Source organism: Mesorhizobium sp. M0239, assembly GCF_040321815.1.
Classification (GTDB): Bacteria; Pseudomonadota; Alphaproteobacteria; order Rhizobiales; family Rhizobiaceae; genus Mesorhizobium.
Genome location: NZ_JAMYSG010000058.1, coordinates 1 through 11,865 on the forward strand (window position 1 = coordinate 1; position 11,865 = coordinate 11,865).

The window sequence follows — 11,865 nt, forward strand, 5'->3', positions numbered from 1 at the left end:
GGCAAGGCGATCTCGTTAGCAGGCACGATCCTGGGCGAAGTCTCCCAAGGTCGTTCAACAGATTGAGACGCCTCGCTCTCCTGACCCCATCATGCGGCGGCTCCGCGCCGACCGCGAAGAGAAGCGAGTGACCCGCGGGGCGACATGGTCCGGAAAAAAGACAGGAAACGCTTGACCTCACCGACCCCAATCAGAGAAGCCTGCTAGACTAGGTCCGCGAAGAACTCCAAGCCAGAGGCATCGTGCCCTGCATCCCGTCCAGCCGCAGCCGCAAAGTCCCTTACACGACAATCGCGAAGCGCCGGGGAGCCAAGAGATCAATGGTTGCCCTCGCGCGGCGCATTGGCGTTGTTCTTCACCGGATGTGGCTGGATGGCGTTCCTTCCGCCTCAGTAATTTGCCTTTCTTCGGCGGCCTCGCCTCGTACTCGAAAACAAAAGCGCCGCGCATTGAAGGCTGCATGATTGCAGCCCTTTCGAGGTCCCCACCGGGACGCGGCCGTGGTCAGTCGCCGGACACTTCGTTCGAGCACGCCTGTGAGATGGGCAATTCGGGTTACCGAGTTGCACCAGCATCATGTTGGCAGCCATCGCGCTGACCACGGGCCGAAGTTTGAACCCGGACATCGCACGCTCCAAAATTCGTAGAGACGGCTCAGCAAAAGTGAAACAGATTCTTCAAACAAGTTTACAGCATCTTTGCGAAGGCAGATCGCCGACAATGATACGCTCACCCACAATATCTGAGATCAGCCACGACCTGAAAAAGAGGCCGATTTAGCGACGGGCTGCCGCACCGTAACGTCGGGAGGGTGAGTAACCAGCCATGGGAAAAGAGCGCTAATCCTAGTTGAGGGCAGTAGAACCGGCAATGGTCTGCTATACGTCCAGACGGCCCAGCGTCTTGGCCTTCATCCAATTACCCTATCGGCTGATCCAGCTCAGTACGACTATCTTGCGGCTGAAGGCATTGAGGCAATTCGTGTCAATACGGGTAATCTCGATGCATTGATTCATGAATGTTTCCGTCTGGGAGCGACCTCTGACATTGCTGGCATTACGAGCAGCTTGGAGGACGCCTATGCCACAGTTGGCAAGCTCTGCCGGCATTTCGATCTGCCAGGACCGAACCCCGCATCAATTGAACAATGCTGCGATAAATTCACGCAACGTCAGCTCCTAGCGGAGGCCGGGGTTCCAATACCTGCTTATCGCTTGGCAGCGAATGGGACAGACGTAGAACGCTCTGCCGCGGGCATCGGCATGCCGGTAGTTCTTAAGCCTGCCCTCGGCGCAGGCAGCTGCGGTGTCCGATTGTGCCGCACTGTACGAACTGGCCGAACATACGACCTTTCTGTTGGGCGGGAAGCACATATGGCGGTCTCCGCCGATGATACTGGTCGAAGAATTCGCACAAGGTCCCCTTTATAGCGCTCATACAATGGGAAGCGAGGTCATTGGGATTTGTGCCGCTGACTTCGGCTCCCCACCGTATTCGTTCAGCTTACCTTTCCGGCCGTGCTGAGTGATGACGAGCATGAGCGTATCGCCGACGTATCGCTGAAGTCTTTGCGGGCTCTCGGCCTTAGCTGGGGGCCAACGAACATTGAACTCGGGTGGACGAAGGTTGGCCCGGTGGTCATTGAAGTCAATCCGCGCCTTTCGGGCGCGCTCGATTCTCAACTGGTCCAGCTGGCTTATGGAGTCGATCTCGTCACCGAGCATGTCAAGCTTGTCATCGGCGAGCAATCGGATTTACGCAGAAGCCATTCGCGCACCGCGGCCACGCGGATACTGATTGCTGATTGCGATGGCACCCTCGATTGGGTTGATGGCGTCAGTCATGGCCGTTTCCCCCAGCCTTGCTGAGACCGAGGTCGCACTTCAGCATGCCGTCGACTTGATCAGTTGGTCAATCAAACCATTCCCGAACCTTGGCGATTACAAACAATCTGCGACTCCTACTCCGTACACCCGAACGGCGCCAGGCAAGAGGTGATCGTCACCCAGCATGCGCGCAATGGAAGCCGGAGAGAGGAAGGGGTTTTTTTGAAGGGATCGTCAGCTCGACAAGATCAAAGCCGCGTATCGAAAGCGGTCGACGACTACTTAGCGGCCCGCGTTGTAGGTGGGCCCAATGCGCTGCGGTGCCGGTCAGACCAAAGAGGACAATCGCGGCGTAGTCCCGCACTCACCGGATCCTGAAAAGCTGTCATGTTGAAACCCCTGTTTGAAAAGATCGCCTTGGTCGGCATCGGCCTGATCGGCTCTTCGCTGGCGCGCGTCATCTGCCGCGAGGGGCTGGCTGGCTATATCGCCATTGCGACTCGTAGCATCGAGACCCTGAAGCGCGCCGAGGAGCTAAAACTCGGCGACGACTACTCGACGGATGCGAAGGAGGCGGTGCGCGGGGCCGACCTTATCATCGTCTCAGTGCCCGTCGGCGCGTCCGGGACCATCGCTGAGGAGATCGCACAGGCGCTTAACAAGGGCGCTATCCTCACCGATGTTGGCTCCGCCAAGGTCTCTATGATCGCTCAGATGCAGCCCTTCGTGCCAGAGGGCGTACACTTCATCCCCGGCCATCCGCTGGCCGGCGCAGAGAAGTCTGGCCCTGATGCGGGTTTTGCCGAGCTGTTCGAGAATCGCTGGTGCATTTTCACTCCCCTGGAAGACACTGATCCCGCTGCGCTGGAGAAGCTCTCCGAATTCTGGTGCCGTTGCGGCTCAAAATCGATACGATGGACCCGCAGCTCCACGACAAGGCGCTGTCGATCCTTTCGCACCTGCCGCACATTATCGCCTACAATATCGTCGGCACGGCGAACGATCTGGAGACGGTGACAAAAAGCGAGGTCATCAAATATTCGGCGTACGGCTTCCGTGATTTCACGCGTCTCCCCGATTCCGATCCGAAAATGTGGTGCGACGTTTGCCTGGACAACCGCGATGCGATCCTTGAGATGCTGGCGCGCTTTTCGGAGGATCTCGCCTCCCTGCAGCGGGCGATCCGCTGGGGCGAAGGCGACAAGCTGTTCGGCCTCTTCAACCGCACGCGCGCCATCCGCCGCTCGATCGAGGCGGGTCAAGATATCGACGTGCCCGATTTGGACCGCCCGTCTGTTGGGCATCCGCATATTGTGCAACGGCAGCACGGGCAATGTATACCCGCGACCGGCAAGCTACCTTGGCCGCGAAATGACAGAAAGTCATAAGACAAGTCTCGGCGATCTTTGGTTCAACCTGCATCTTGAGAGGCTGCGTTTGAGTGGGCGGCCGGATCGGGCAAGATAACCTGTTTATGCTTTCAGAAGCGTTGCGGTTGAGAGCAGGGGCCGCGGCGAAATCCCGTCGAATGAAGCCGCGATCCGTGCCGACTTCGTTCGCCGATAGCAAGAGCACGCGCTTGTCGGCCAATGATGCGGCCCAAGCGGTTGCCGTCTTGCGCGCCAGGCTCTACCGCTGGGCCAAGCGGCCGAAACCTTCTCGCGGCGGCCGCAACGAAGCCCAGGGCTGGCGCAGGCGATTGAAGAACCGCGCGGCGATAATCTGATCCGATGTGAGGCGAGCGAAAGCTCGTTTTGCTAATCCGCCGCGAAGGCTCGACATCCCCCGTCGGCCGCATCTTCAGGTTAATGCCGCCCGCTTCGTCAATCCGGTCCCGAGCTTGCGGCGGAATCCTGCCAGTCACTGAGACACTACGTCAGGTCCACAAGAGAACAAGATCAGGCCGGGCGAATCCGAAGAAGCTGTTCAGCACCAGGCGAGGCTTTCCGTTGCCGGATTGTCCAGTGACCCCGTGAACGAAACCGCCATCGATCAGGCCGATATCCCCGGCCCTGAGCTGGAGATCGCGACAAGGAACGGTTTCAAGATAAGTTGCCGAATATGGATAACCGGTGGTCTCCACACCTTGCGACTTTCGGTCGGCGACGGTCGGTTTGTGGCTCCAAAGGCGCAGATTTCCTCCCTGCTCGGCCATGCTGGGGTAGAAGTTGAGCGCTGCTACAATGTTGTTGGCCACCGCAGCAAGCTCGTATTCGTCCCCGGCACATAGGACTTGAGCGACATCGTCGTGAGGTTCCAGAGCATACGTGCCCCCGCCGGACCAACTCACGGCGCGACAGATATTAGCCTGACCGTGCTCCGAGCGGGCCAGCCGCAATTCAATGCCCTGATCGTGAAGCTCACGCTTCAACGCGTCGAAAAGGCCGCGAACCGGATCAACCAAGTTGCCAAAAAGAGCGTCGACGTCCGGCCGCGAAGTTTCCGCCTCTGCGAAATATGTGGCTGCATCCTTCCGGTAATGGGAAGCGCCGACATATTGTCCGGGAACTCCGTCGTTGCGCTCCTGGAGACCAGGATTCCGAATAAAGTTTGCGGTGATCTCCTCGGCTATTTCAGTGCTGAAAGCTTGCTTGATGTGCAGAGCGGTGATCTCACCTTTCAGGACTGATATGATGTCCGCAGTGCTGATCGAGCCGGTTCGTTCTCTGATTACAAGAGGCGAGATGGCCGGCGCTTGAGATGCTTGGTTAGTGCCCATTGGCTTGCTCCTTTAGTGCATGATCTAGGATACTGATGCCATGATCGAGTTCGTCGTCGGTGATGGTGATGGGCGGGAGGACTTTAATGACGTCACGATTTGGCCCTGAAGATTCGATCAGCAGGCCATTTTCGAAGGCGACATCGTGCACACGGCCGACAATGGCCTGCGAACGGCACTTGAGACCGGCCATCAGACCGCGCCCGCGCTTTTGTTCGATGCAGTCGGGGAATTTCGCAACGAGACTGTCAAGGTGCGTTTGCAGCTTGACCGCAGTCCGCTCGACGCCTGTAGTAAACTGTCCGTCGGACCACAGTTTGCACATCGCCCCTGCAGTCACGAAGGCGAGATTGTTGCCTCTGAAAGTCCCGCTATGTTCGCCGGGATTCCAAATATCCAAGTCGGGGCTAATTAGAACAATGGAGAACGGACTACCTGACCCGCTTAGGGACTTCGAAAGGCATACGATGTCGGGCTTGATTTTCGCGAACTCGAATGAGAAGAACTCGCCCGTTCGTCCCGCACCAGCCTGAATGTCGTCAACGATCAAAACAACGTCGTGCTTGCGGCAAATCCGCTGAATTTCTGTGAGCCATGCTGCAGATGCAGTGTTCAGGCCGCCTTCTGCCTGGATAGTCTCCAGAATGATTGCGGCTGGCTTTTCTATGCCGCTCCCCGGGTCGCCTAAAACCCAGTCGATGTAACTTGCGGAATCGAAAGCTTGGCTCGGATAACCGTCATAAGGGACACGGATCACATCGTGACGAGCAACGCCGCCGAGTTCCCTGGTCGACGCCGAACCCGAGACCGCCAGAGAGCCGAGCGACATACCATGGAACGCATTCGTGAAGGCCATGACGCTTGAGCGGCCAGTATATTTTCGCGCCAGCGCCAGCGCCGCTTCGTTAGCGTTCGTGCCGGTCGGCCCAGGAAATTGTATCTTGTAGGACAGCCCCCTGGGCTTCAGGATCGAATCCACAAACACTTCGATGAATTCACGTTTTGCGACTGTATACATGTCGAGCGATAGAAGAATGTTCTCGCCGACGAGATACTCAATCGCTGGCGCAATAATATTCGGGTCGTTGTGCCCATAGTTGAGGGCGCCCGATCCAACGAGGAAATCGATATATGGTTTTCCGGCCTCGTCCCAGATTGTCGCTCCAAGGGCCTTCTTAAAGACTGTAGGAAACGACCGTCCGTAGCGACGAACATTAGACTCATAGGCTGCAAAAACGTCGGTATTCATTGGCGCTCCCTGCATGCAGATCATTAACGTAGACAGGATTTGACAGAATGGAGACAGGACCTGCGCGGCACCTCAACTGCTGTACAGACAACTGGAACCTCCACTTCGCGCCGCTCTGCATGCCGGTATTCCCTATCTTTCGCTCAATACATTGGAGAGTTCGATCCTAGAGTTTTCTGACAGGGGTCGACACTACGGAATGTGGTAGTTGACTGCTTGTGGCTTGCAAAAGCGCCTGCCGTTTTCGGTGCCGCACAGAGGACCAAACTGCCTCACCCTTTGGAGTGAGCCCTTGGGCCGGACAGAGTCGGGAACTTAGTTCTTCGTGATTTCGAGCATGTCCGCCAGATTGGGCGGCGCAGGCTCTTGTGTGTGCTTCCATCGACCGGACGGGACAGAGCGTTTGGACAACTTCAATTCCGCTGGGGAAGCGTTTTGTTCGTGGGTCAGCGCGTTGGTGATGGCAATGGGTTCCTCTCGGCCCCGCGTCCTCGACCGGCTACGCGTGCGCATGAGAAGGATATGTCTCCCGGACGGCCGCGATCCGTTTCGTCAGACAGTGCATCAGCGACGCCTGCGCAAGCTCGAGCGATGGGCTTGGGTGATCCATCCGTCCGGCCGCTGGCGCCTCGACGAGCGCTCAGACGCCACACTGCGTCGCATCGGAGAGTGTGACGAAACCAAAGACCCACATCGTAAGTTGAATAGGAAGAGGCTCGCCCGCAGAGCCGCCGAGTATGCGATTCAGACTCTGAAGGGAGGTCTAGCCTGTGGTCGGTCGCGTTGTCGCGCATGGTCAAGCCCAACGAACCAACAACGGCATTACTCATCGTCGACCCTCCTATCCGTGCAGAAAAGCTGCGAAAAAGCGGTTGGTTTCGCGGGAAACTCCTCAAACGACTGAGTTACAACGCAAGTTGTTTGATAGCGGGCGCTGGCGCTTGAAGGTTTGGTGGGAATGAGGCCATGTAGGGAGCGTCATGGCCAGAAGCACGCAGTTGTCCTAAACGGGCCTTGCCTGCCTTGGGTCGCTGCGTGTACTCCCGTTTTGTTCTCAGTTTTGGGATAGGTAAAAGCAATGAGCGAAGTTTTCTTTTTCTACTTGGATGAGAAGATCGAGGTCGATCGGTCAGTCTTGACGGGTGCTGAGGTCAAGGCGGCCATCCAGGCTAGAGTTGCTAGCCTGGATCTCAGCCATGATCTGGTTCTCGAGGGCCATGGTCATGACCAGGATCGAGCAGTCAGGGACGATGAACCTGTCGATCTCTCTCACGGCCATGGCCAAGGGCCGAAGCACTTTTTCACACGCCCACCGACCAGCTTTGGGCGGGGTTAGATGTTGCATCCCGTAACACTGCGACAGTTTGAGGTCGTCACACAGCGTCATCCAGATGCTCAGCTTGAGCCGCTCCCCTCAGGTGCGGCTCTTCTCACAATTCCTGAATTGGGGCTGCCGCCAGGATGGGCGGCGACGTCCACCTGCGTCCGATTTATTGTCCCCGTCGGGTATCCCGGGCCATACCCTGATTGCTTCTGGGCTAGGTCCGGGCTGAGATTGGACAATGGCCAGATGCCCCAAGCCTCTCAAGATCCCAATGCCATTCCCGAGACCGGGTACCAGGGAATTTGGTTCTCTTGGCACGTAACCGACGCACATGTTAACTGGAATCCAAATCGAGATACCCTGACCACCTGGGTGGGCGCAATTCAAGAGCGCTTCCGGTGCGCAAAATGATTACTCTAGCCTTCGCGGCGCCACGACTACGTGAATTGCGCGAGGCGCTTCGCCATCCGGCGCTTGAAAGCGCTGCGATTCTTCTGTGCGTCCCCGTGCAACTTGCGCGATCAAAAGGATGGCGGCTAGTCGTGCGAGAGATGCACATTGCATCGGATAAGGCCTATGTCGAACGAACTCCAAATTCAGTCCATCTATCCGCGGAATTCTGTTTGCCCATTGAAAAGAGGGCGAGGCTGAACGGCTGGTCGCTTGTTTACGTCCATACGCACCCGCAGGTTTCCACAGCTGATTTTTCGCCAGTCGACGATGCGAGCGAAGGCTCGCTTGCGGGCTACTTGCGCGTGCGTTGCCCCGATGTGCCCCATCTGTCTTTGCTGTTTTCTCGTGATCATGGACGAGCCCGTGTTCTAGGCGAGGCGCAGGCAGTTCGGGTCTTGGAGGTCGGCGCACATTTGCAGGTCGCCTTCGATCCGCGTGAGGAGGTTCTCCTCGAGGATCGTTTCGATCGCCAGGTCCTCGCTTTCGGAATGCAGGGGCAGGCGCGTCTGGCGGCGCTCAAGGTAGGTATCGTAGGGCTAGGCGGCACGGGTTCGCTCGTCGCTCAGCAACTCGCACACCTAGGCGTCCGCAACTTCATTCTTGTAGACGATGATACGATAGAGGCGTCGAACCTTAACAGGGTCGCGGGAGCGTTGCCGAACGACGTCAACTTAACGAAAAAGGTGTACGTTGCAGAGAGGATGATCCGCGGGCTGAGGCCGGACGCCAACCTCAAGACAATTGATGCCGATGTTACCGTGGAGGGTGTGGCGCGCCAGGTGATTGAGGCCGATTTGGTGTTCAATTGCACCGACACCCATGCTAGCCGTCATGTCTTGAACACCGCCGCCTATCAGTTCCTCACGCCAGTAATCGACATGGGTGTATCAATCACGGTAGATGCCGAAATGCGCGCGCGCCTGGCTGGTCATGTCAAGATGCTGGCACCCGGGTTGGCTTGTCTGTGGTGCGCACGCCACCTTGATGCAGGGCAGGTCCGCTCGGAAATGATGACAGAAGAGCAGCGCCGGGCCGATCCCTATTTCCAGGGGGCTGCAAACGCGCCGCAGCCGGCGGTGATCAGCTTGAATGGCGTGGTAGCCTCACTCGCGGTTACCATGCTACTTTCCGCTGTTGCTGGCGTTCCGGCCGAGCCCCGCTACCTTGTCTATGATGGGAATCGGGGCAGAACTAACGCGATCGAGGATACGCCGAACCCCGACTGCAACTTTTGCGGCGCGAACTCTACAGCGGGAGGCGGTGACATGTATCCGTTGCCGGCGCGAAGACATGTCGCGGGCTAGATACATTAGCTTCAAAGGTGAGGCGCAGGGACACGCTCAAGCGGTAGCTCTGCTCCATCAACCAGGCGACATGGCGGTGGATCGACGAGGCGTGCCACGATCGCTGGTGATGCTTTGCCCGGATGGCTGCGGCGACACCTTATCCGTCAACCTCGATGCACGGGCTGGCAAGGCATGGCGGGTAGACGTTCGCAAAAATCAACTAACGCTATATCCTTCCGTCTGGCGGGACCAGGGATGCGGTGCGCACTTCATCGTCTGGCGCGATAGACTGCTCTGGTGTGACCGCTACGATCCTGCACCATGGCGGGATCATGAGCTCGTTGGCGAGGTCTATGTCGAACTTGAGCGTTCCGTTTCGGGCGAACACCGGCATTACGAGCATATCGCAACGATATTGGATGCAATCCCCTGGGAAGTGCTGTGGGCCTGTCAGATGTTGACACGGCAAGGCAAGGTTGACGCGAAACAGGGAGGCCTCTTCCGATTAAGGTTAGGATCGGGTGGGACCACCACGCCCCCAGAAAGCCAGGTCTAATGCCGAAACCGCCCTACGTGATCGAGTTCAACGGTGAGCGCCTTCAGGTGGATCAATCGGAATTAAGCGGTGCTCAAATTCGCGCACTGTTTGGCGTAGAACCGTCATGGAATTTGGTTCTCGAAGCCAAGGGCGCGGAGCCGGATATTTTAGTTTCGGACGATCAAGTCGTCTCCCTGGAGAAGCGACCGGTCCGCATCTTTAGCATGCCGCCTGCTATGTTCGGTGGATCAGTTTCCTAGATGGCTATTCGAAATCGCGTTATCTGGGTGGGCTCGCCCGCGCCTCCTGCGATCGTCAACGCCCTCTCAGAAAGGGATCTTTCGCTTGCCGAGAAAAGAAACGCGGCATGCGAGGCGGAACTCCCAAGTAGTTGCGCGGTGGTCATCAATATCTCGCCCGGTCAACCTCTGGACGACGAAATAACCGGTCTGATCGCGAATGCCTTCATGCATGGGTTGCTCGCTTTCGTGCTCGCGCCGTTGACAGAAATCGACGCACTTCGACGAAAGCTGGACGGCTTGCCATTCGGGAAGCGCGTTAAGTTGTGGGCAGTACGCGTCGCAAGTCGCATTCCCGAGTTGTGTGCAAGAAGCGCTCCGGGCCTTAGCTATTCGCCCAGCGTAAAGTTGGTGGGGTGCGATGACTGCTCACCGGAAGACATGGTCCTTTTGCGGAGGGCGTTTAGCGACTGCGGGGAGGTGACCTTCACGCGCATGGCGCAGGGTGGCGCGGCCGTATTCCAAGCATATGCGCGCCTGAATGACTCGCGCGCGGGCCCCTATCCTCTGCCGTTCTTCGTCAAAATAGATCGATATCCGAAAATCCTTCGCGAGCTGGAGAATTACCAAGTCTGCACCACCCATTTCATTCCTTTCTTTTCGCGACCCAATCTTGACCCACACCGCTGCCTTTTGGGCGCCGAAAGAGGCTTGATTGTCGGGAATTTCGTCGAGCATTCCGATTCGCTCGCCGAACAGGTGAACCGCGGTACTGCCCAAGCCGCGATCAATTCACTCTTCGAGGACGCCTTGCGAGGTTGGCGCACCCAAGCCTATCTCTCCGTTTCTGGCGTGCAAAAGGGCCCGCTGGTGAACTCAGTGCTCGGAACTTTCTCCGAAAACGCACGTCAGCGGGCCAACACTTACGCACGTGAGGCTCAGCCCTTCGGTGCCACGCTCACGGCTGTAAAAATTGCGAAGTTGCTGGATGACCTTCCTCCGATACGTCACCGGCGGGCGCTTTGCCACGGAGACCTGCATGGGGAGAACGTTCGTGTGCGAAGTGGGCAAGCCATACTTATTGACTTCGCTGCTGTGGATCACGGACCTCTTGTAATCGACCCAGCAGCGCTTGAAACTGCGCTTGTTCTCAGAGAGCCTGGCAGACAATCAATTGAATGGATGGAATTCTCGGGCGAACTGTATGCCGTTGAGAATCTGCGCACACTTCCGCAGTTGCGTTCTCCCACGGCACCTCTCAACGCGCTCTGGAACAGCGTGCGCCAGATCCGACGATTTGGACTTGCCGAACAGGTTAGTAATGACGAATACGCGCGAGCAGTCGCGGTTCACTTGCTTCGGCATGGCTTAAGAAAACGGGGCAACGACGAGGATCGCGGTCGTCGACCTTTCTTTGTCTGGTTGGCTGAACGCTTGGCACTGGATCTGACAAGCTCGGCTTCCAAGTGCTGACCCGCCTACATGGTTTCCTGGGGTTGCAAATCAGGCATAGCTAATGACGTTGCCCCCAGTTTCTATCCAGTTTTGAGTTCGTTTCCGGCGTGGGTTGTGCCCTGCTGGGCGGGTGAAGCGACGGGCGCTGGCGCGGAGCCTTTGGCATCGCGCAGCGCGAGCGACCGTCGCAGATTGAAGGTGGTGGCGAACTCGGCCGGTGTCTGCCAGGCGATTTGGGAATGCGGCCGGGCGGTGTTGTAGTCGGCGCGCCACAGGGCGATGGCGACGCGTGCCTGAGCCAGCGAAGTAAACAGCGTCTCGTTGAGCAGTTCATCGCGTAGTCGGCCGTTGAAGCTCTCGATGAAGCCATTCTGCATCGGCTTGCCGGGCGCAATGTAATGCCATTCGACGCGGTTCTGATCCGCCCAGGAGAGGATGGCGTTCGAGGTGAACTCGCTGCCATTGTCGCTGACGATCATTCTCGGCCGGCCGCGCTCGGTGATGAGCCGGTCCAATTCGCGGGCAACCCGCATGCCCGAGAGAGACGTATCAATGATGAGTGCCAGGCACTCTCTCGTGCAGTCGTCGACGACGGCCAGGATGCGGAAGCGGCGCCCGTCTGTGAGCTGGTCCGATACGAAGTCGAGCGACCAGCGCTCGTCGGGCCTCAGCGGCACCGCCGTCGGAGCCTGCAAAGAGGGCGTTCTTGCGGTTGAGCGCCATCTCGGGGTCATTCTGCCCATGTTGGGCAGGAGGTCGAGGTCCATTACCGTTGG

The 11,865-nt window shown here is 57.9% G+C and carries 10 protein-coding genes and 2 pseudogenes; 9 read left to right on the forward strand and 3 right to left on the reverse strand.

Features of this window, described 5'->3' with window-relative positions:
- Window positions 1-842: 842 nt before the first annotated feature.
- From NKI99_RS32745 to NKI99_RS32755, 3 genes and pseudogenes are all read left to right on the forward strand, one after another.
- A pseudogene (locus tag NKI99_RS32745) lies at window positions 843-1,998 on the forward strand (ATP-grasp domain-containing protein).
- 215 nt (window positions 1,999-2,213) lie between these two features.
- A pseudogene (locus NKI99_RS32750) lies at window positions 2,214-3,214 on the forward strand (prephenate/arogenate dehydrogenase family protein).
- A 140-nt stretch (window positions 3,215-3,354) separates the two neighbouring features.
- Window positions 3,355-3,552, forward strand: a complete 198-nt coding sequence (locus NKI99_RS32755; RefSeq protein WP_352613589.1) for a hypothetical protein — start codon at window positions 3,355-3,357, stop codon at window positions 3,550-3,552.
- A 150-nt stretch (window positions 3,553-3,702) separates the two neighbouring features.
- On the opposite strand, the gene NKI99_RS32760 is transcribed toward NKI99_RS32755, so the two are convergent.
- A complete protein-coding gene (locus tag NKI99_RS32760) occupies window positions 3,703-4,545 on the reverse strand; it encodes a 2OG-Fe(II)-dependent halogenase WelO5 family protein (protein WP_352613591.1) in 843 nt (280 codons plus the stop codon).
- A complete protein-coding gene (gene ectB / locus NKI99_RS32765; RefSeq protein WP_352613592.1) occupies window positions 4,535-5,794 on the reverse strand; it encodes a diaminobutyrate--2-oxoglutarate transaminase in 1,260 nt (419 codons plus the stop codon). Before ectB ends, NKI99_RS32760 begins: the two co-directional genes overlap by 11 nt.
- 1,078 nt (window positions 5,795-6,872) lie before the next feature.
- On the opposite strand from ectB, the gene NKI99_RS32770 reads away from it, so the two are divergent.
- The 6 genes from NKI99_RS32770 (at window position 6,873) to NKI99_RS32795 (ending at window position 11,107) form a co-directional block, all read left to right on the forward strand.
- Window positions 6,873-7,130, forward strand: coding sequence for a hypothetical protein (locus NKI99_RS32770; RefSeq protein WP_352613594.1), 258 nt, complete (start codon window positions 6,873-6,875; stop codon window positions 7,128-7,130).
- Window positions 7,131-7,529, forward strand: a complete 399-nt coding sequence (locus NKI99_RS32775) for an E2/UBC family protein (RefSeq protein ID WP_352613595.1) — start codon at window positions 7,131-7,133, stop codon at window positions 7,527-7,529. It abuts the gene before it with no gap.
- Window positions 7,526-8,875, forward strand: a complete 1,350-nt coding sequence (locus NKI99_RS32780; RefSeq protein ID WP_352613601.1) for a HesA/MoeB/ThiF family protein — start codon at window positions 7,526-7,528, stop codon at window positions 8,873-8,875. The genes NKI99_RS32775 and NKI99_RS32780 overlap by 4 nt, the downstream gene beginning before the upstream one ends.
- Before the next feature lie 70 nt (window positions 8,876-8,945).
- Window positions 8,946-9,413: a ubiquitination-like system serine protease family protein gene (locus NKI99_RS32785; RefSeq protein ID WP_502905569.1), complete on the forward strand. Its 468-nt coding sequence runs from the start codon at window positions 8,946-8,948 to the stop codon at window positions 9,411-9,413.
- The gene (locus NKI99_RS32790) at window positions 9,413-9,655 is read left to right on the forward strand and encodes a hypothetical protein (protein ID WP_352613596.1); all 243 of its coding nucleotides are present in this window, start codon (window positions 9,413-9,415) and stop codon (window positions 9,653-9,655) included. The genes NKI99_RS32785 and NKI99_RS32790 overlap by 1 nt, the downstream gene beginning before the upstream one ends.
- Window positions 9,656-11,107 (forward strand): phosphotransferase, encoded by a 1,452-nt coding sequence (locus NKI99_RS32795; protein WP_352613597.1) that lies wholly within the window; start codon window positions 9,656-9,658, stop codon window positions 11,105-11,107.
- 62 nt (window positions 11,108-11,169) lie between these two features.
- On the opposite strand, the gene NKI99_RS32800 is transcribed toward NKI99_RS32795, so the two are convergent.
- Window positions 11,170-11,865, reverse strand: a 696-nt coding sequence (locus NKI99_RS32800; protein ID WP_352613599.1) for an IS3 family transposase, incomplete at its 5' end; no start/stop codon positions are given.

Bases quoted from the DNA above. Each gene is read 5' to 3' on its own strand.
- NKI99_RS32755 (WP_352613589.1), top strand. From the start codon at position 3,355: ATGAAGCCGCGATCCGTGCCGACTTCGTTCGCCGATAGCAAGAGCACG.
- NKI99_RS32760 (WP_352613591.1), bottom strand. From the start codon at position 4,545: ATGGGCACTAACCAAGCATCTCAAGCGCCGGCCATCTCGCCTCTTGTA.
- ectB (WP_352613592.1), bottom strand. From the start codon at position 5,794: ATGAATACCGACGTTTTTGCAGCCTATGAGTCTAATGTTCGTCGCTAC.
- NKI99_RS32770 (WP_352613594.1), top strand. From the start codon at position 6,873: ATGAGCGAAGTTTTCTTTTTCTACTTGGATGAGAAGATCGAGGTCGAT.
- NKI99_RS32775 (WP_352613595.1), top strand. From the start codon at position 7,131: ATGTTGCATCCCGTAACACTGCGACAGTTTGAGGTCGTCACACAGCGT.
- NKI99_RS32780 (WP_352613601.1), top strand. From the start codon at position 7,526: ATGATTACTCTAGCCTTCGCGGCGCCACGACTACGTGAATTGCGCGAG.
- NKI99_RS32785 (WP_502905569.1), top strand. From the start codon at position 8,946: ATGGCGGTGGATCGACGAGGCGTGCCACGATCGCTGGTGATGCTTTGC.
- NKI99_RS32790 (WP_352613596.1), top strand. From the start codon at position 9,413: ATGCCGAAACCGCCCTACGTGATCGAGTTCAACGGTGAGCGCCTTCAG.
- NKI99_RS32795 (WP_352613597.1), top strand. From the start codon at position 9,656: ATGGCTATTCGAAATCGCGTTATCTGGGTGGGCTCGCCCGCGCCTCCT.